Raw genomic sequence first — 18,770 nt, 5'->3', positions numbered from 1 at the left:
ATCAATACTCTAATATTCTTGTTATACCGCCAGTATAAAAAACGAATATGATGCTAACGCAATAAAACAACGCCAAAACGACACGAAAAGTCTGAACAGAATACGGTAAATATTTCATTTATGTGAACAAAAAATCGGTCGAGACACTCACTGCCCCGACCGATTTCATCTACTACTATTTTTGCTGACGTCGTCGCATCAACATGATGAGCCAAAGAATAATTATGAGCAATCCCCCGATAATGCCCAACATAATCTTTAGCCAAATTGGTAGCTGTGTCGCTTCAGCAACCGCCCCACCAACTTGCTGCTTAGCTGTCACAGTCAGCCCATCATTAAAATGCCATTTGCCTTGATTCGTCTTCACGTCCGTCACCACCCGATACCGACCGGCTGCTAATGACTGATCAAGCACTGTCATGTGGTGATACTGGCTATCTGGCGCAAAACGCAACCCCACTTGCGTTTTATCCAAAATCAACTTGTCGCCCCGATACAAGCGTGTCCGCACCTGCATGTCATGTTGAAATGCCGGCATCGGATTCACAAGCGTCGTTTGCAACACGTTTTCACCAGTAACCGTTTTGGTTTGCGCCCCCACAGAACGCATCTTAGCTGGTACATCCCCCTCGCGATTACAAACTAAGACCGCAACTGTATAAGCATATGACTGCTTAATTTGAACACCAGATTCCCCCGAATCATTTAGTGTTTTACGTTCAGCAAATGTTAAGCCCCCTGCTTTTATCCCATCAAATTGGTTTGCCGGCATATGAATGGTCGTTGCGACCAATTCTTGGCCATGCAGTGGTAGTGTAATGCTCTTTGGCACCGCAACAAGTTGTCGCCAAGCTTTTGATTGCGCCGTTTCATAATCGACGACCCCGTTACGATTGGTTGTCGCCTGGGCTGATTTGATATCAACCGTGAGTGGCTTCTCCGTTTCGTTCGTCAATAAAACCTGGACTTTCTTCACTTGATTAGGTGCCAAAATTAAATCGAAATACCCTGTCGTTTCTGGACGCTGTTCGGCAGCTGCCATGACGCGAACTGCAAACGGCATTTCATTCGCTGACGCTGGTGTTTCCCCGAACATCACCGTCAAGATCATTACAACTACTCCCCAAACCAATTTCATCTCATTTACGCTCCTGTTGGTGCTGCGAGGAGCTTATAAACTACCTCACTTGAATAATTACCGGCCAACTTTTTCGCCTGACCCGGTACCGTTAACTTAACATCCGCCATCGATAAAGATGATGTGCCATAGCCATCACCAGCTTTAGCACTGGCCAACCGGGCAAACTCCCCATTCAATGTGATTGCATTCTTTGATGGCATCACTAAAGTGCCTTCAACTGCTGACTTAACCGACATTTCGCCCACGTGTAGCTTAGCCCCCTTTAGCTCAGCGCCAGATGCATGCATGAATGGCGTTACTTGGCGGATTTGCAATTCCCAACCATCTAACTTTTCACGTTGGTCAGTCACCTGAACGTGATTGGCAACTGCCTGACCCGCAAACGTATCGCGCTTAGCCGAATAAGACCGATCCATCAAACTCACTTTTTGGATTTCAAAACGCCAAGGTGACGCGTAATCAATCGTCAATGGCATCCCCGTCTCACGCATATTCGCTGGTACCGCTGGATCTTTGGTTTTTGCATCAGTCGGATTTACCCGATCAATAACGATTGGTTCTTCAACCCCCGCAAAGCTTACCGTCGCTGGCACTGTGGCCGTCTCATCCTTTTCAGCTGAAAAAATCGAGCCACCAGTCAACATCGTTAAGCCAACCGTCAATACCGCCAAAGTCGCCCGGCACTTAAACATCATCATGTCAAATTCCCCCATCTTCTATCCCTATGGTCCTGCGACCAATTTAATCTCAAGCTCGGCTTCATAGTCACCGAGCGGTATAACCTCGTGGTCAGCAATTTGCATCTCAAAACGTGTTGCATGCGTTTGTCCCACTTGACCACTCAATATCTCTTGAAACGATTCCGTTATGTTTTGTTGATTCGCCATCAACTGCGGTGAAATGGCTTGTCCGGTTACCCGATTTGTAAACAGTCGCGCCAATCGAAGCTGCACTGCCCAGGATTTCAAAATACTCCCCTGTACTGTCAAAATACCTGTGCCAGGCAGTGCCGTCGTTCGAACTGATTGACCATATGGTTTAACCACGTTGCCAAACGAGACTGGTGTCATGACCACCTTCATCGGTTCTTCAGCCGGTAAAGGGTGCGCCGTTAGTCTATTCAAACTGTCCACCCATGCCGAAACAGCATAGGGTAAATCACTTACGGTTTGCCCGTTACCACGCCCTTTCACGCGCAGTGATTGGATTGAAAATTCTGTTGCGACTGAATTAGTCGTTGTACTGTGTGCGATAAGCTGTTGTAGTTCAAAAGTGCCACGATTCCGTTGATACACAAGTCCCCTCTCCTGTGTATTAACGAAAGCCAATTCAGCTGGTGCGACGATTTTTAGCACCGTCGGCTGACAAAATTCAATCAATGCGGTGGTGCTCGACCCTGTGACAGATAATCGTCCGGCCTTTTTCACCTGTAATCCGCCACCACTCACACCGTTTTGATTTTTATAAACGACGGTCTGTTGTTGCAACCCGGTCAATTGTAATTGGCCACCCGATTCTACCGTCACCATTGCAGCATCCGTGTTTTGCCAAAGCAATGCTGGCTGGATGCTCGCAATATCAACTTGGGCACCATCTTGAATAACGACTTGATCAAAACCCATATCAATCGGGCCGACGTTTGGACCATCACTTTGTTGGAGAACAGATACAGAAATATGCGCCCCCGATTCTACGGTTAACTGCCCACCACTGTCTGTCGCAAAAACGTGACCGCCCGTTTGACCAAAGGCTTCGACAAATCCTTCTGATGCAATTTGAATATTTGGTGCGGTAATCATGTCACCGTGTGATCTGTGTAATACCAATTGACCTTTGATAATGACCTCGTCAGCCACTACCATGCGACCCTGATAACCAGGACTCATGAACACATTACTGTCAGGCAATGCCTGGACCCGCCGTGCGTTAATTAAAGGTGTCTCATCGGCACCTGACAACCACAATTCCCCAGCTAACTTAATTTCTCCCAAACTCGTTAGGCTAACCGGTTGCTTGTTCTGTTCAGGCGCAAAAGCTAATTCATAGCCATCGCCTATTAATGTGACATCCTGTGTCCGTGGTTCTAATCCTGTCGCAAGGTCGTCAACAAAATCCGCTTCCAACCGGATTTTCTGATCCGGTTCGTCCAAATGCCAAGCTTGCTCGAATTCGCGCATCGTTTCCACTTGATGCTCAGCAGCGTGCAAATCATGACTAAACCACATACTTATGACACCCAGCATAACGCCGAATATCAGTCTTCCAATTCTCATCTCACTCCTCCCGTTCAACAAATAGGAATCGTTTACGTGCTTAACTTTATCGGATAGCAACAAACTTCACCACGTCGTTTTTTTCTGTTTTTTTCAAAAAAATCTACTTTTTCTTTGTAAGGTGTTGAAAATACTAAAAAGGCCAGTGAAATAATCACTGACCTTTAAATCTGTCTTTTGTAAGTAATACAGCTTGCTCGATGAATTGGGCAAACATTGTTTCATCAGGATAGCGGGTCCAAATGAAGCCTGGCGTTACACCAAATTGCGAAATTTCAACATCCGATATGTAGAAATCGGTATCTGGACGGAATTCATGCGCCACTATCACATTAATCATCGGCGAACGCTTCAACCGATCTTGAACCAATTCTTCAAGTGCCGGCAAATTCGTCATATCAATCACCACGATAATCGCCGGTAAGATGGATTGTTTTGATAAATTCCGAATCATCGCATCTAAATATTCTTCGAATAAAGAATTAACCAGTACCTGCTCATCAAACCCAATTTTCTCCGCCAGGTTATGGAGTACCCGCAAAACAAATGCTGTATGAATTGGAAAGTCACGTTGTGCAATTTCCAATTCAGGCGTTGGGCGATACCCGTAAACGCTAAAATACGCTGTCCGCATATTGGTTGCTGAGAGTTGTAATGTCACGCGATTCAAGATGCGTTCCGAAAGTTCCTGGTTAAATAACGCTTGGTACTCCGTCTTAACAATGGTTTTAAATCGCGCCAATTTTTTCTGAGCCACTTCCGTCAATAACGATACTGGTACGCTCGATGCAAACCCAGTTGAATACAGGCTTGCTATCGCAAAGTCAGCTTCACGTTCCAAAACAGCTGTTGGTAAAGACACAAACGAGCACATTAACTCAATTAACCCAGCTCGTGTCGCCTGGTGCTCAGCGTCCCAATTGACTGAGTCCGTCAACAAGGCTGGAATTTCCTCAGGTAATAGATGATGATCGTTAATTAAGCGATAATACCAGATGGTAAATTGCATGCGCATTGCTTGTTTTGCCGTTTCACGTAACGGAATATTAAATATATTCGCAATTGCATGTACGGCTTGCTCAGTTCGATCGCGCATTTCTGGTGGAAATGGAATCTCATGGTTACCATAGGCTTGCCGCATCAACCCGAAGAAAAAGATGCGGATAGTTGTTTCATTACCGACTAATCCGTTATGCAACGTCAACTTGATATTTGCTTTTTTCAGAACGGCGGCAATTTTACTTTTGGCTGCCCGCGCAATCGGCACACTCGTGTGGTAAGTTTCGGCAAACTGTTCATACGAATCGAACGTTCCGGTAAAAATAACGCCGAGCAATTGCCAAACCACTGATTTTTGTCGGTAATCAAAAGCAACCGTTTTAATATCGACCAACACCGATCGATCAACGATAACCGCTTTTTGCTTTTCGTCATAAATATACGCGGTTGGTTCATTTGGAAAATACACCACTAAGTCATCGAATAGCATCGTAATCGTCGATAGCGTTCGATATCGCGACCACCCCAGCGATGTCACAATGCGCTTAATTGGTAAAAAACTATCTGTCCGCGTCGCTAAATAGGTCAGTAACGTTAATTTGTCTTGCTCTTTCTTTTCTAACACCCACGTTAATTCATCCATCCCCACACGCCCCCCAATCCTTGTATTTAGTGTACGGAACACACGAATTTAGTGCAAGGGGAGACACTTTTTGAAGAAAAGTCGACTTTTTTTGAAATTAGGTGTTGCATGATAAATATCCATCTGGTATATTATTATCTGTTGTTAAGAGCGGTAAGCAATTAACAAAGTTTCATGGCCCATTGGTCAAGCGGTTAAGACTCCGGTTTTTCACACCGGCATCCAGGGTTCGACTCCCTGATGGGCTATTACTTTTAACGAAGTAATCAATAAACAATTTCATGGCTCATTGGTCAAGCGGTTAAGACTCCGGTTTTTCACACCGGCATCCAGGGTTCGACTCCCTGATGGGCTATTGCCTTTGTCGATTAGGCATTCAACATTTTCATGGCCCATTGGTCAAGCGGTTAAGACTCCGGTTTTTCACACCGGCATCCAGGGTTCGACTCCCTGATGGGCTATCTTGATAGACATCCAGTTTACTGGGTGTCTTTTTTGTTTCATTTATTCAACTTGAAACAATCAAAAATCATGGTTTATAATATTAAATATTGTTATGGAGCTATGGCAGAGTGGTAATGCAGCGGACTCGAAATCCGCCGAACCGGTGTTGAGCCGGCGCACGGGTTCAAATCCCGTTGGCTCCTTCCTAAAAAAGCACGTTTCGAAATTACTTCGAAACGTGCTTTTTGTTTACTATTTTTCTGCTTATTTACTTCTCTTCGGTATCGTCGTTTACTTCAGCAACTTGCGCTTGCTTTGCCCAGCGCATACCAAGATAAACTAAGCCAACAAATACCAAGACCGCGACTGACCAAATAGCTACTACTGCTTGCGTACTCAAGCCAGCAGCTCGCTTCAGGAAGTCATTCTTATGCTTTACTTCCTTAGCTGGCGCCTTGGCCGTCGTCTTCGACTTCACTGGCATGTCCACTTCCAATGGTCCGTGCAACGGATCATTAACGGCTCCGTGATGCAACGTTTCATTAGCAGCTGCCGGCACTTGCTTAGCTGGTGCTTGGGTTGCCGTTTGCGTAGCCGCCGGTGTTGTTGCCGTTGGCACGAACACGACCGTTGATACAGCTGGCGTCACAGTTGTTGCGGCTGGTGTCGTAGCTGCCGGTGTAATCGGTGTACTTGGCGCTGGTGTTGGTGTTGAGCCACCGCCATTATTTGGTGCTGGCGTTGGTGTCGTTTGGACGATCAATTGACCAGTAGCTTCACCACCAAATACACCCTTTTCTACGTCAGCCGGTTGACTAACCTTCACGCTATATTGACCAGCGGCCAACTCACCACCGTTAAAGGTCGTATAATCTGAACCGTTTTGGCTAAGTGATACCGTTACCGGTTGACCATTACCAGCGATGTACAAGTCGGTCGAGTTAATCTTCTCATTTGCTAACTTAGTAGCATTTACAACTGCCAAGTTATCATCCTTAAATGACAATGGCGTACTTGAAACTTCAATTCGCGTTGCCGTTTCACCGTTTGGCCCCTTCAATGACAATGGTCGCGTGCTGTAATTTGCGGCATCGCTCCAATCCGTATCATTCTGATCATAATCAACACGCCATGATGTCGCCCCGACAATCTTATCCAAATTGCCTGACAAAACACGTCCTGGATTGTAGATAGTCGCCTCCCCGCCAATTACACCATCCGTCGACTTACCTGCCAAAATCAATTGATTCAAACGGGTCGCGTCATCTTTTCCAAGGGTGATAGTTGGTACAGTCTTGCTACCATCCTTGTGCGTCAAGGTCACCGGCTTAGCAAAATCTCCTTCAAGTTGCATCTCGCTGGCCATACCCGGCGTGTCCTCTGCGTAGACAGCCAATGCGTCACGAGACCCGCCCAACAAGTTGGCAGTTCCAGCTACCGACGTAATACCTTGCAGGGCACCCTTTACCACTGAAGGCTTCTCACCTTGGAAGTAAAGATGCGTTTGTTGATTGGCAGTTGAAGCAATTGACGTCCCCTCGCCATTTGGATTCAAAGTCACGCCGTTCAAATAAAGATCGACCTGACCATCTGCTGTTTTCGTTTGTTTTACAGTCCCACCTGCAAAAGTCACCGTGTCATCAATATTTGAAAGCACCTGCGTTCCGTTTGAAATTTTCACCCCGTAGTCCGCCGCTGAAACACTTTGTGCCGCTGGTAATGTAAGTAGGCCTGCGAAGGGTACAATCACCGTCGCCAACATTGCCCCTCTAAACAACCTAGTCACTTTTTCCATTGTCCCCACCTCTTCTAAAAATTGCTTCGTAACTAATTTGTAACAATAGGATACGGCCATTTACTCTATATTTCACGTGACAACCCTTAAATTCATAAAACGTTCACATAATTCACAAAATAGTCGGAAGCATACAAAAAGACGACCTACACAGACCGGAAGTGATCTGTGTAGGTCGTCTTTTTTGTCGTTATAAACTCGAATCTTATCTCTATCTAATGTAGCAGATTTTTCAAGTTTTCGCTAATGTTTTAACAGTGATTAACGCTTAACACGGCGCCCATGGACTAAGAAGTACCAAACCAAGGCAATGATTGCAAAGGCAATCATCAACTCATACAACCCCACAAAGCCAATAGTTGGTTCAATCAAACCAAGCAAGTATGGTCCGACACCAAATGCCAAATCAAAGAAAATAAAGTACGTTGATGTGGCATATGACATACGCTCAGGTGGCACAATCTTCGCAATTGTTGCTTGGGCGGCTGATTGGAAGTTTCCAAACCCAACCCCGATGAAAATCGCAGCCAACACAAAGACCCAAACGTTTGTGACATGGCTCAATAGCACAAAACCAATGGCTAACAAAATCAATCCTGGGTAAATGATGTAGTTTTCGTTCTTTTCATCAGCCAGACGACCTGTAAATGGTCGACTAATGAAGATCACCGCCGCGTAAATCAAGAAGAAGCACTCAGTCACTGATGACATGTGTTGTGCCTTCATAAAGAAACTCAAGTAACTTTGGATGGCTGAGTACGTCAACGTGGCAATGAATAAGGCAATTGCCAATGGCACTGCCTTAGGCTCCAAAAACTTCTTAAGGCCGGTTGGCTTGTCAGCCGTTTCAACCTTTTTAACTGTGTGGGCCTTAATATCAACCGCCTGCTTGTGAATCAAAATCGTTGCCAAAAAGGCCAACGCAGCAATCACGGTTTCGACGTTAAACAAGAAACCATAGCCAATCTTGCTCAAGGCCAATCCCAAGAATGGACCCATTGCTGTGGCAATAACTGTACTCAATGAGAAATATGAAATTCCTTCACTGCGACGCTCTTCCGGTACAACAAACACAACTGCCGTATTTGTAACCGTCCCGATTAGTCCAATCATCATTCCTTGGACAAAACGTAGTACCAATAATGAAATCATTGACGTTGTGACGTGATAAGCCAGCATACTAGGAATCAATACAAAGGCCCCGACCATCATCATCGTCTTAGTTGAAAAGCGTGCGAGCACCGCACCAGACATCATACGCATGACGAGTGAGCCAATAACCACGATACCAACTAGCAAACCACTACTTGCTGTTGATAGATGGAGCACATCGACTGCATATGGTCCAACGGCAACAATCAAACTGTAAAACGTCATCAAAACTAGGAAGTTAATCAGCGCAATTTCAAGAAATGACTGGTTAAATATCTTGGTTTTTCCGGAATTCATAAAAACCTCTACTTTCGAAAATAAACAAATAAGTGCCCTTTTTGTTGTGATTAACAAAAAGCGTCGCCTTAGAAAGACGACTTATCTACTTTACGCTTATTTTTAGGAAGTAGCAAACTTAAGTGACCATTCCGTTTGACGCGTCCTTTTCAGAAGCAGATAATGAATTATAGTCTAATTAGAAAGAAGCACATTCATGTCAGCATCTACACCTATGTACCAAGTCATCAGTTATCTGAATGATTTGGGTGGGAGCTATGTCTCCCTATTTGCGCCAGACGCCATTGTCTCTGATGTTGCTTCAAAGCAAATCAGTGTCGGGTTGCCTGACATTCAAAGCTATTTTAAGCAATACTTCTTTTCGCATAACGTCCAAACGAGTATTCACTCCGTCGAACCTTTAAATGACGAAGTCCTAGCTCACGTCACCTTCCACGGTGATTTTTCTGACAAATTCGCCCCGGACGGCAATGTCGATGCCACCATTGAATTGGCCGCTACTGGTCACAAGATTCATAAGATGATTATCAAACTAGACGCTGCCTAATGTGGTATGCTTAGTTTACTAATTAATAGAGAGTGAGCAAACACATGGCCACGTATAATTTGACAGACATCCTCGACATCGTAAAGTTGTGGGGTGTTGATTACCCAAACAAGCAAAAGAACCGTGTTAAGTACGACGCGTTCAAGAAGGATCTCCGCAAGAAGATTGAGGAAACATTCGATACCGAGGCTGATGCTTTAGCAGCCGTCACGCCAGAACTAGCCGCACCGGTTAAGCCAAACCCAGTAACTGGTCAAACGACTACTTACTCAGCTCGTCACATCGTTTGGCTGTTCGAACAACCCCTTTTCTTGGTTTGGGTGATTAAGCACAGCGCTCGCCAAGAAGCTTTGCTACCTTTGTTGAAGGCTGAAAAGACGCGTTCTGAAGTTGGCGATACGGAAGAAAACGCCGAAGCAATCATTAATAACTGGCACTAAAAAATAGGATGGTATCTTGAGAAAATCGAGATACCATCCTATTTTGTTTAATCGATAATACGCAAATCCTTTGATGAGTGCGTGAATGAATCAGCACCTGTCTCTGTCATGACAACTGAGTCTTCGATACGAATTCCCAAGTCACCAGGAATGTAGATACCTGGCTCAATTGAGAAGGCCATACCTGGTTGCAAAATCAAATCATTGCCAGTCGCAATTTGAATTGACTCGTGGACTGATGACCCAATACCGTGTCCTAGACGGTGCACGAAGTACTCACCGTAACCAGCCTTGGTAATAATATCACGGGCAATTGCATCCAACTCACCGGCAGTCATACCAGGCTTCGCTTGTGATTGGGCAGCCAATTGGGCTTCCAAGACAACGTTATACACGTCGCGTTGGTGATCAGAAACTGACTTGTAGGCCACCGTACGCGTTGCGTCTGAAACGTAACCTTCGTAAATCGTTCCCAAGTCAAACAAAGCCAAATCGCCGGCCTTCAACAAGGTTGAACCAGTGTCACCGTGTGGTTCAGCTGCGTGCGCACCGAATTGAACCAACGTCTCAAATGACATCCCCACAACACCCATTGACTTCAAGTCATATTCCAACTTGGCCATCACTTGAAGCTCTGAAACGCCTTCTTGCAATGCAGCAAAGGCAAATTCAAAGGCACGATCCGCATCATCACCAGCCTTGTGCATCTTAGCAATTTCGTCTGGTGTCTTAATCAAGTGCATTTCAGTCATCAATGGTGACAAGTCAGCCACAAACTTGGCTTCTGGTACAGCCGTTTGCAACAACGCAGCACGGTCCAACGTCATTTGCGCCTTTTCAACGGCCCACTTCGTTGCGTGCGTCGTGTGTTGCTTAATGTAGTTCGCAATCATTTGGTATGGTTGCTCGTGGTCTTGGTAACCGTAAACAGGATGCGTCCAACCAGCACCCTTTACCGCCTCAACTTCTAGTGCTGGCGCAAAAATAAATGGCTCATCTTGTGGAAAGACAACCAACGCCAAAACACGTTCGATTGGGTCAGATTCAAAGCCTGTCAAATAGGCAATTGAATGAAAATCTGAGAAGTAGGCGACGTCCAATTCATTGTCGTTCAACCATGATTGGATTTTTGTAAGTTTTTCAGTCATCTGAATTCCCCTCTTGTTTCACTTTTCTATCATTGTACACTCATTTTCAGAAAATGACGCAATAGACCGATTATTTATGCTAAACTATTAACTTGTGATGTATCGAATGTTCTCATGAAAACATTTTATGAAAGCATGATACAATAACCTTGTAACCGTTTGCAGATATGCAATTCGGTAAATGACTGAAAAGTTATGAAAACGACAAAAATTCTGTATGAGAGATATTTAAAGGAGCATCAGCATGGAAAAGCAGACCATCACGATTTATGACGTGGCCCGCGAAGCGAAAGTCTCAATGGCGACCGTTTCACGTGTTGTCAATGGCAACGCCAACGTTAAGCAAGAAACGAAAGAAAAGGTTGAAGCCGTTATCGAACGACTTGGTTACCGTCCAAACGCCGTTGCCCGTGGCTTGGCCTCACGTCGTACGACGACAATTGGTGTCGTAATTCCTGACGTGACCGACCACTACTTCGCTGAATTGGCTCGTGGAATCGATGACGTCGCTGCCATGTACCACTACCAAATCATCTTGGCTAACTCAGATGAATCTGACACCAAGGAATTGCAAGTTTTGGAAAACCTATTGAGCAAGCAAGTTGACGGTATCATCTTCATGGGTAATTTGATTGACGATGATATCCGTAAGGAATTTGCTAAGGCTGATGTACCAATCGTTTTGGCGGGCTCAGTTGATGACGTAACTGATCAACCTTCTGTAAACATTGACTACACAAGTGCCATCGGCGAAGCAACGACCAAGTTGTTGAAGAACGGTCACAAGCGTGTTGCCTTTGTGACGGGAAGCTTGGATCACGGTATCAACCGCGAATACAAGCTTAAGGGTTACATGAACGCTTTGGCTGTTGCTGGTGTTGATTACGACGAATCACTTGTTATTCAAGGTGATTACGACTATCAATCTGGCTACCAAATGGCTGAAATGGTCCGTGACGCTAAGGCAACAGCCGCTGTTGTTGTTAACGACGAAATGGCTGCTGGCTTGTTGAACGCGATGACTGATGCTGGTGTTAAGATGCCTGAAGACTTTGAATTGATTACCAACAACTCAAAGTTGGCTGTTATGACGCGTCCACAAATGTCTTCAATTACGCAACCTATCTACGACCTTGGTGCCGTTGCTATGCGTATGTTGACGAAGTTGATGAACCGTGAAGAATTGGCTGTTAAGAACATTATCTTGCCACACGGTTACGTTGATCGCGACTCAACGAAGCAATAATGATAATGAAAAAGGAGTAACGACCGCAAAGTCGTTACTCCTTTTTTTGCACACAATTAAGCTTCTTCTGACAAGCCCTTCTTGTTCGTCTCAGACAAACCACCCTCGGGTTCCAAAACTTCAGCCGTTACTTGCTTTGCTTCTTCAACCGTAACTGGTTCTTCCAAGTCTTCAAATGCTTCTGACAATGAAGGTGCCGTTGGATCCAAGACGATATCAATGTCTTCATCTTCAAGCTCAGGTGCTACCTTAGCACGGACATGATCCTTCACTTCGCTAGCCTTTGACTTTGCTTGATCAGCCAAGTCTTGTGCTTGCGCCTTCAAATCATCAGCTTTCGCACGCAAACCGGCCGTCTTCTCGTCAGCTTGCGCCTTAAGTTCATCGGCCTTGGCACGCAAGCCAGCCGTCTTCTCATCAGCTTGCGCCTTCAAGTCAGCTACCTTACCATCCAAACCCTTCTCGGCAACGAAATCGTCAGCGCGATCACGAACAGATGCCACCGCATCAGTTGCTGCATATGTGTAATCAACAGCCTTGTCGCGAACGTCAACAACGATGTCGTCAACCTTAGCCTTCAACTTTTCTTGTTCTGCTGGTGACAAGCTCTTGAAGTAGGCGTATCCAGTCGCAGCTGCTACACCACTAAACAACAATCCTGCCAAAAATCCTTTTCCCTTAGACATGGTTAATACCCTCCTAATTTATATCTGATTACTTTGTCGTTGATGATTGTGCCTTGCGCGCCTTGCGGAATCCATTAACCGCTGAGAACGCTGAAGCAACACCAGCCCCACATGAAGCAGCCGTTGACTTAACCTTCCCCGTCAAGTTGTGCGTTGCCGCATTCAACTCAGACACAGATGTCCCCAAATCTGCCACCGCTTGGAAAGCCGGATCAATTGTCGCTACCTTGCCATTAACATCGTTCAACAATGTGTTTGCGTTAGCTAAAATGTCGTTTGCCTCACGTGCAATGATATCCACATCACGCGTAATGACCCCCAAAGTGCGTGTCAATCGAACCAAGAATAGCCCGATAAACAAGACCAACAACAATACCGCCACCGCAATGATAATCAACGCGATTTGACCTGCTGTCATAGTTATTCCTCCAAGTTTCTTTATAGGTCCTATTCTAACTGTTTAAGCGCTTCCTTTCAATGAAAGTGATTTTAATGATATACGGCTGTATTGTGTATGAATTACGCATCTTATCAAAATGTTTCGGTTTTCCTTCACAGACTCTGTCGCAAACGGCACAAAAACGTTACAAACGAGTTAAAAACCCTTAAAAAACATTGAACTGCTCACAATTTTTTGATAAATTGATAAGCGTTCGTTTGTGCACAGAAATGTGCAAACATTTGTTCTGGTTAAACAGTTAAAAATTATTTTCACATTTGGAGGAATTATGGACCACTCATTAGTCGTACGTTTGTTCGCCGAGTTCTTCGGAACAGCGTTCTTGGTTTTGTTGGGTAACGGATCAGTTGCCAATACCGAGTTGAAGAATACAAAGGGAGCTGAAACTGGTTGGTTGAACATCGCCGTTGGTTACGGAGCCGGTGTTGCCATCCCAGCTATGGCTTTCGGTGCTTTCTCAGCTCAAATCAACCCTGCCTTTACGTTGGCCTTGGCCGTTGTCGGTGACTTCCCATGGTCAGAAGTTTTGCCTTACATCATCGCGCAAGTTTTGGGTGCTATGTTCGGTCAACTTTTGGTTGTCGCTGCCTACAAGCCATACTTCGATTTGACGACAAACGTTGACGCGGTCTTCGCCCCATTCTCAACGACTGACGCTGCTAACTCACGCTTCAACGGATTCATCAACGAATTTGTTGGAACATTTGTTTTGGTATTCGCCGCTTTGGGAATCACGTCATCAACTGAATACAAGGGTATTGCCGGTTTGGCATTGGGTGTCCTTGTTGCAACGTTGGTTACGTCATTGGGTGGTGCAACCGGTCCTGGTTTGAACCCTGCGCGTGACTTCGGTCCACGTTTGGTTCACGCCTTGTTGCCATTGAAGTTTAAGGGATCATCACACTGGGAGTATGCATGGGTTGCCGTTTTGGCACCTATCGCTGGTGGTATCCTTGCCTCAACTTTGTGGTGGACATTGTTTAAGTAAGAACAGTTAATTTAAAAGACGCTGACTTCAGAAATTTGAAGTCAGCGTCTTTTTTAGTTCTTATGCCAATTCATTAACAAGTGCTTCGAACTCGTTCAAACGTTCCTCGAAGACCTTGAATGTATCTTGTAGGTAATCTGGCTTGGTCATATCCAAACCAGCCTTCTTCATCACATCAATTGGGAATGCTGATGATCCTGCTTGCAAGTATTCCTTGTAAGCAGCGACTGCAGGCTCACCTTCAGTCAAAATCTTATCAGCCATCGCCGTCGCAGCTGCGAAACCAGTTGCATATTGGAAGACATAGAAGTTGTAGTAGAAGTGTGGAATACGCTCCCATTCGTGGGCGATTTCCTCATCAAACGTCAATTCCGGGCCATAGTAACGACGGTTCATCTCACCATATGCTTCATCCAAAACATCAGCTGTCAAAGGTGTTCCTTCAGCATCTGTTATGTGCATCCATTGCTCAAATTCAGCAAATTGGGTTTGACGGAAGACCGTTCCCTTCACGCCATCCAAGTATTGATTCAAGATGTATGCGCGTAGCTTCTTATCATCAACCGTCTTCAACAAGTAATCCGTCAACAAGTTTTCGTTAGTTGTTGAGGCAATTTCAGCCAAGAAAATTGGGTAGTCACCGTAGTGGTATGGTTGGTTTTGACGCGTGTAGTATGAGTGCACTGAGTGACCCATTTCGTGAACAAGCGTGCTCAAGTTGTTCAAATTATCCACCCAGTTCAACAAAATGAATGGGTTCGTGTCATATGAACCACCTGAATAAGCACCTGAACGCTTACCCTTGTTTTCAATCACATCAATCCAACGACTGTCAAAGGCCTTGTTCACAATATCAAGGTAGTCATCCCCCAATGGTGCCAAAGCCTTCAACGCTTCAGCTTGGGCTGACTCATAATCAATGTCATAATCTGGTTCACCCAAAATTGGCGTGTAAAGATCGTATGAGTGTAGTTCATCCAAGCCCAACAACTTCTTACGCAAGCCAACATAACGGTGCAACAATGGCAACGCCTTGTTAACCTCAGCCACCAACGTATCATAAACGACTTCAGGCACGTGGTTACCAGCCAAGGCAGCTTCACGCGCATTGTCATAGTGGTGCGCAGCGGCCATGAAGTTCTGCCCCTTTACGTGGTTACCAATCAATGAGGCAAACGTGTTTTCCAAAGCCATGTATGACTTGTAGAATGTTTGGAACGCGTTCTTACGGATTTCAGGATTCGTTGACTCCAACAAACGTGAGTAGACACCGTTAGACAACGTCTCCATTTCACCGTTTTCGTTTTCAACAGCTTCGAATGAAATATCAGCGTTGTCCAATACGCCAAAGGTACGTTGTGAGGCACCAAAGACATCACCTGCGGCTGCCAACAGTGACTCTTGTTCAGTTGGCAAAACGTGACCTTGTTGCGTCAAAATACTGTCAAAGTAGTGCTTGTAGTCTTGCAACTTAGGTTCAGCCGCGAAGAATTCTGACAATTCCTCTTCTGACAAGCTCAAAACGGCAGGGTCAAAGAAGGCAATCGCAGCTGACACACGGGCAGCCAATGACTCAGCCATGTTGTTCAAGCCTTGGTAGTACGTGTTTACCGTGTCTTGGTCAGACTTCATTGAGGCATAAACGTACAACTTTTCCAAATTTTGCATCAAGCCCAAGCCGTATTGCAACGCATTGTACAAATCCGTTGCCGAATTCGTCACGTTCGCTGCAAAGAACTCAGCTGACTCAAGACGGTCTTCCAAATCTGCGAAGGCATCTTCCCACGCTTCGTCAGAGGCAAAGATTGTTGATAGATCCCAAGTCATTGACTCAGGCAACTCTTCGCGCAATGGTAATTCTTTTGCCATAATAGCTAACCTCATTTCAAGTTTATACCTGTTATTCTACACTTTGGGTTGCGAAGTTGCACGTGGTAACGGAGGTACTAATCTAATGCCGCTAATTTGTGTTGATAGTCCACGTACCATTCTGGTTCTTTGTTCAAACAAATGCGATTATCAAGTTGCGAAATCACATTTGCCACGCGCCACTCGTCTAATAAGCAGTCTAGCCATAACCTAACAGCATCGGCTTGTTTGGTCGCACCGAAATCAAACCATGCCTGCTGAATCACCACTTCCTGTAGTTGTTCAATAGTTTGCGGCCCTTTTTCCAGCGCCAACAAAACTGCTAATGACACCTCCCATTGCGTTGCACGCCCACCACCCGGCATGGCATTCAGACGATGACAAATCCACTGCATCCCCACTAAACTACGTCCTAAACGATATAATCGTTTCTGCCAACGTCGACTAATGTCTGCACGTTGCGTCGCTAACTGCTGCAATTTCAATAATTGGCGATATGGATCGCCGACATATTTTTGACCAACCCGATTACGACAATCAAGGCGCCACCATGACTGCCACTCAACACGATTGTTTTTTGGTCGCCAAAAGGCCACCTGTAAACTGTCACTACGAATCCGGGCAAACTTGGCCCAGGTGGCTTGTTGTAACTTTTTCTGCTGATAAGTTGGTCCCAATACCCAAACGACATCCATCCCCAACGACTCAAACCCACGTGACCGTTCAGAAACCCGTTGGGCAGTTATTGGGGCACATTGAAACTCAACCGCGATTTTTACATTATTGAAGGTCACTACTAAATCCGGGCGTTGTTGAATATCTGGTAGCCAAACTTCCAATTCAACCGTGCCACCAATATTTTCAAAAAAATCAGCCAATTGTAATTTACCCAACAAATGATCGCGTGATTCTCCCTCAGCCAGCGATTGGCAATCACGTAAGGTTACGTGTGAAAAATGAGGTGTCTTAATCGTTCCGTGTTTTAGTTGCACCTCACCCTCACAACCGGGGCAAACGTAAACAGCCGTTTTCACCGCTACATCGGCTTTCACCAGTTCCACTGACCCATGCTTCTTTGCTATAAACATATGCATCCTCCTAGTAATAAAGAGGTGCAGCCGGCCATATTTTCCAATCGACTTTTTGACAAAAGAAAAAGACTTATAAGTCATCTGACCTATAAGTCTTAATTCTTAATCAACTTGATTAGTTAGTTGCTTCTTCCAACTTTTCAATGTCTTCAGCTGATGGCTCTGCATCACCTTGCTCTTCAGCAAGCAAGACCTTGTCGTACTTACGAGCAAATGGCAAGTAAGTGAATCCAGTCATCACAAGCATCAAAGCTTGCCACAAAGCACCTTGCCATCCATCGACGATCAAACCAGAAATAATGGCTGGCGTCGTCCAAGGAACATACATTCCGTTAAATGGTGGGATGATACCGAAGTAAATTGCAAAGTAAGTAGCGAATCCTGAGATAAGCGGCGTCAAGATAAATGGTACGGCTAGCAATGGGTTCAATACCAATGGCAAACCGAACAAAATTGGCTCGTTGATGTTGAACAAAGCAGGAACGATTTCCAACTTACCCAACGTCTTCATTTGAACTGACTTGGCGCGTACCAACATGAACACAACCAAACCAATCGTCATACCTGAACCAGTAACCGTGATAAATTGGTCCATGAAGGCTTGCGTAACGATGTGACCACCGTTCTCCAACGTCAACTTTCCAGCCTTGTACAAAGCCAAGTTGTCGGCATTGTTAGCCAATAGCAATGGCGTCATGATACCACCAACGATGGTTGCACCGTGGACACTGAAGAACCACAAGAACACTAAGAACACTGGCAAGAAGGCAACAACGACAACACCCAAAGGTCCGTCAGTTGCGTGTTGCAAAGGTGTTTGGATCGTCGTGTAAATCCACTCTACCAAAGTCGTGTTGAATCCCAACTTGAAGATTCCGTAAACAGCAGTTGCAATCGTTACGATAGCGGCACCTGGCACCAAAGCCGTAAATGATGCTGCAACGTTAGCTGGCACTTGTTCAGGCAACTTGATTGTGAAGCCCTTCTTCATGAACCATGAGTAACCCCAACCAACAAGCAAACCAACGATGATGGCAACGATCATTCCCTTACCACCAAGCCAAGCCTTGTCGATAACACCTGACACTTGCCAAGCAGCCGACGTCTTGTCTGGGTCAGCAATGTTCGTTACAGACTTGATTGTGTCTGGTTGCAACAAGATGTCGACAACAACGGCCAACAAACCGGCTGACACACCTTCGTATCCTTCATCACGAACCCATGAGTAGGCGATTCCAAATACGGCGAACAAAGCCATGCTTCCAAATGATGCGTTGTTTGCTTGCAAGAAGATAGGTCCTAGGCCAATCTTATCCAAGTAATCCGCAATTGGTTGGTATGGGAATTGTCCCAAGATCAAGAAAATAGCTCCAATAACGATGAATGGAATTGGGTAAAGCATACCATTCTTAATCGCTGTAACCGCCTTCGTGTTAACGAATTTCATTACCGGCGGCAACAACTTTTCATTAATAAATGTATTCATGTTGTTATCCTCATTCTATGAATATATAGTATAAATTTTTAAAACCGATAGTTAACACCAATCCT

General features: G+C 45.2%; 16 protein-coding genes and 4 tRNA genes. 8 read left to right on the top strand and 12 right to left on the bottom strand.

All coding sequences use genetic code 11. From position 1 onward, the window contains the following. Positions 1–175: 175 nt before the first annotated feature. From C6P11_RS04360 to C6P11_RS04345, 4 genes are all read right to left on the bottom strand, one after another. Positions 176–1,138 (bottom strand): DUF916 domain-containing protein, encoded by a 963-nt coding sequence (locus C6P11_RS04360; protein WP_135518871.1) that lies wholly within the window; start codon positions 1,136–1,138, stop codon positions 176–178. A 5-nt stretch (positions 1,139–1,143) separates the two neighbouring features. After that, positions 1,144–1,839, bottom strand: a complete 696-nt coding sequence (locus C6P11_RS04355) for a WxL domain-containing protein (RefSeq protein WP_135518869.1) — start codon at positions 1,837–1,839, stop codon at positions 1,144–1,146. A 24-nt stretch (positions 1,840–1,863) separates the two neighbouring features. Continuing rightward, positions 1,864–3,414 carry a hypothetical protein gene (locus C6P11_RS04350; RefSeq protein WP_135518867.1) on the bottom strand — a complete coding sequence of 517 codons (1,551 nt, stop codon included), beginning with the start codon at positions 3,412–3,414 and terminating at the stop codon, positions 1,864–1,866. Between the two features lie 154 nt (positions 3,415–3,568). After that, positions 3,569–5,056, bottom strand: a complete 1,488-nt coding sequence (locus tag C6P11_RS04345) for a helix-turn-helix domain-containing protein (protein ID WP_135518865.1) — start codon at positions 5,054–5,056, stop codon at positions 3,569–3,571. Between the two features lie 176 nt (positions 5,057–5,232). Between C6P11_RS04345 and C6P11_RS04340 the strand changes: the two genes are divergently transcribed. From C6P11_RS04340 to C6P11_RS04325, 4 genes are all read left to right on the top strand, one after another. Then, positions 5,233–5,304, top strand: a tRNA-Glu gene (locus tag C6P11_RS04340). Between the two features lie 35 nt (positions 5,305–5,339). Beyond that, positions 5,340–5,411: transfer RNA gene (locus C6P11_RS04335), tRNA-Glu, on the top strand. Positions 5,412–5,445: 34 nt separating this feature from the next. After that, a tRNA-Glu gene (locus C6P11_RS04330) sits at positions 5,446–5,517 on the top strand. 97 nt (positions 5,518–5,614) lie between these two features. Then, positions 5,615–5,703: transfer RNA gene (locus C6P11_RS04325), tRNA-Ser, on the top strand. A gap of 65 nt (positions 5,704–5,768) precedes the next feature. Here the strand turns inward: C6P11_RS04325 and C6P11_RS04320 are convergent. After that, positions 5,769–7,295, bottom strand: a complete 1,527-nt coding sequence (locus C6P11_RS04320) for a hypothetical protein (RefSeq protein WP_135518863.1) — start codon at positions 7,293–7,295, stop codon at positions 5,769–5,771. Positions 7,296–7,556: 261 nt separating this feature from the next. Further along, positions 7,557–8,744: an MFS transporter gene (locus C6P11_RS04315; protein WP_135518861.1), complete on the bottom strand. Its 1,188-nt coding sequence runs from the start codon at positions 8,742–8,744 to the stop codon at positions 7,557–7,559. Between the two features lie 196 nt (positions 8,745–8,940). On the opposite strand from C6P11_RS04315, the gene C6P11_RS04310 reads away from it, so the two are divergent. Together C6P11_RS04310 and C6P11_RS04305 are read left to right on the top strand one after the other, a co-directional pair. Further along, the gene (locus C6P11_RS04310; RefSeq protein ID WP_135518859.1) at positions 8,941–9,291 is read left to right on the top strand and encodes a hypothetical protein; all 351 of its coding nucleotides are present in this window, start codon (positions 8,941–8,943) and stop codon (positions 9,289–9,291) included. A 44-nt stretch (positions 9,292–9,335) separates the two neighbouring features. Next, on the top strand, positions 9,336–9,731 hold the full coding sequence (locus tag C6P11_RS04305) for a hypothetical protein (RefSeq protein WP_135518857.1): 396 nt from the start codon (positions 9,336–9,338) through the stop codon (positions 9,729–9,731). 47 nt (positions 9,732–9,778) lie between these two features. Here the strand turns inward: C6P11_RS04305 and C6P11_RS04300 are convergent, their stop codons facing one another. Then, entirely contained in the window at positions 9,779–10,879 is a 1,101-nt protein-coding gene (locus tag C6P11_RS04300) for a M24 family metallopeptidase (protein WP_135518855.1), read from the bottom strand. 244 nt (positions 10,880–11,123) lie between these two features. On the opposite strand from C6P11_RS04300, the gene ccpA reads away from it, so the two are divergent. Further along, positions 11,124–12,125, top strand: coding sequence for a catabolite control protein A (ccpA, locus tag C6P11_RS04295; protein WP_135518853.1), 1,002 nt, complete (start codon positions 11,124–11,126; stop codon positions 12,123–12,125). A 56-nt stretch (positions 12,126–12,181) separates the two neighbouring features. On the opposite strand, the gene C6P11_RS04290 is transcribed toward ccpA, so the two are convergent. Together C6P11_RS04290 and C6P11_RS04285 are read right to left on the bottom strand one after the other, a co-directional pair. Next, the gene (locus C6P11_RS04290; RefSeq protein WP_135518851.1) at positions 12,182–12,811 is read right to left on the bottom strand and encodes a hypothetical protein; all 630 of its coding nucleotides are present in this window, start codon (positions 12,809–12,811) and stop codon (positions 12,182–12,184) included. A gap of 28 nt (positions 12,812–12,839) precedes the next feature. Continuing rightward, entirely contained in the window at positions 12,840–13,229 is a 390-nt protein-coding gene (locus C6P11_RS04285; RefSeq protein ID WP_135518849.1) for a DUF948 domain-containing protein, read from the bottom strand. A gap of 310 nt (positions 13,230–13,539) precedes the next feature. Here C6P11_RS04285 and C6P11_RS04280 point away from each other — a divergent pair, with 310 nt between their 5' ends. Beyond that, positions 13,540–14,259, top strand: coding sequence for an MIP/aquaporin family protein (locus C6P11_RS04280; RefSeq protein WP_135518847.1), 720 nt, complete (start codon positions 13,540–13,542; stop codon positions 14,257–14,259). Between the two features lie 60 nt (positions 14,260–14,319). On the opposite strand, the gene pepF is transcribed toward C6P11_RS04280, so the two are convergent. The 3 genes from pepF to C6P11_RS04265 form a co-directional block, all read right to left on the bottom strand. Further along, a complete protein-coding gene (gene pepF / locus C6P11_RS04275; protein WP_135518845.1) occupies positions 14,320–16,128 on the bottom strand; it encodes an oligoendopeptidase F in 1,809 nt (602 codons plus the stop codon). A gap of 77 nt (positions 16,129–16,205) precedes the next feature. After that, the gene (locus C6P11_RS04270; protein ID WP_167849527.1) at positions 16,206–17,216 is read right to left on the bottom strand and encodes a competence protein CoiA; all 1,011 of its coding nucleotides are present in this window, start codon (positions 17,214–17,216) and stop codon (positions 16,206–16,208) included. Between the two features lie 118 nt (positions 17,217–17,334). Next, positions 17,335–18,705 carry a PTS sugar transporter subunit IIC gene (locus C6P11_RS04265; protein ID WP_135518841.1) on the bottom strand — a complete coding sequence of 457 codons (1,371 nt, stop codon included), beginning with the start codon at positions 18,703–18,705 and terminating at the stop codon, positions 17,335–17,337. Positions 18,706–18,770 lie beyond the last annotated feature (65 nt).

This window comes from Weissella confusa (assembly GCF_004766315.1).
Lineage (GTDB): Bacteria > Bacillota > Bacilli > Lactobacillales > Lactobacillaceae > Weissella > Weissella confusa_A.
Note: the sequence above shows the minus strand (reverse complement) of the source record. Positions and strands in the feature narration are given on the sequence as shown.

What these genes read in the sequence shown, in the direction of transcription:
- C6P11_RS04360 (WP_135518871.1), bottom strand. Translation starts at nt 1,138, where the DNA reads ATGAAATTGGTTTGGGGAGTAGTTGTAATGATCTTGACGGTGATGTTC.
- C6P11_RS04355 (WP_135518869.1), bottom strand. Translation starts at nt 1,839, where the DNA reads ATGATGATGTTTAAGTGCCGGGCGACTTTGGCGGTATTGACGGTTGGC.
- C6P11_RS04350 (WP_135518867.1), bottom strand. Translation starts at nt 3,414, where the DNA reads ATGAGAATTGGAAGACTGATATTCGGCGTTATGCTGGGTGTCATAAGT.
- C6P11_RS04345 (WP_135518865.1), bottom strand. Translation starts at nt 5,056, where the DNA reads ATGGATGAATTAACGTGGGTGTTAGAAAAGAAAGAGCAAGACAAATTA.
- C6P11_RS04320 (WP_135518863.1), bottom strand. Translation starts at nt 7,295, where the DNA reads ATGGAAAAAGTGACTAGGTTGTTTAGAGGGGCAATGTTGGCGACGGTG.
- C6P11_RS04315 (WP_135518861.1), bottom strand. Translation starts at nt 8,744, where the DNA reads ATGAATTCCGGAAAAACCAAGATATTTAACCAGTCATTTCTTGAAATT.
- C6P11_RS04310 (WP_135518859.1), top strand. Translation starts at nt 8,941, where the DNA reads ATGTCAGCATCTACACCTATGTACCAAGTCATCAGTTATCTGAATGAT.
- C6P11_RS04305 (WP_135518857.1), top strand. Translation starts at nt 9,336, where the DNA reads ATGGCCACGTATAATTTGACAGACATCCTCGACATCGTAAAGTTGTGG.
- C6P11_RS04300 (WP_135518855.1), bottom strand. Translation starts at nt 10,879, where the DNA reads ATGACTGAAAAACTTACAAAAATCCAATCATGGTTGAACGACAATGAA.
- ccpA (WP_135518853.1), top strand. Translation starts at nt 11,124, where the DNA reads ATGGAAAAGCAGACCATCACGATTTATGACGTGGCCCGCGAAGCGAAA.
- C6P11_RS04290 (WP_135518851.1), bottom strand. Translation starts at nt 12,811, where the DNA reads ATGTCTAAGGGAAAAGGATTTTTGGCAGGATTGTTGTTTAGTGGTGTA.
- C6P11_RS04285 (WP_135518849.1), bottom strand. Translation starts at nt 13,229, where the DNA reads ATGACAGCAGGTCAAATCGCGTTGATTATCATTGCGGTGGCGGTATTG.
- C6P11_RS04280 (WP_135518847.1), top strand. Translation starts at nt 13,540, where the DNA reads ATGGACCACTCATTAGTCGTACGTTTGTTCGCCGAGTTCTTCGGAACA.
- pepF (WP_135518845.1), bottom strand. Translation starts at nt 16,128, where the DNA reads ATGGCAAAAGAATTACCATTGCGCGAAGAGTTGCCTGAGTCAATGACT.
- C6P11_RS04270 (WP_167849527.1), bottom strand. Translation starts at nt 17,216, where the DNA reads ATGTTTATAGCAAAGAAGCATGGGTCAGTGGAACTGGTGAAAGCCGAT.
- C6P11_RS04265 (WP_135518841.1), bottom strand. Translation starts at nt 18,705, where the DNA reads ATGAATACATTTATTAATGAAAAGTTGTTGCCGCCGGTAATGAAATTC.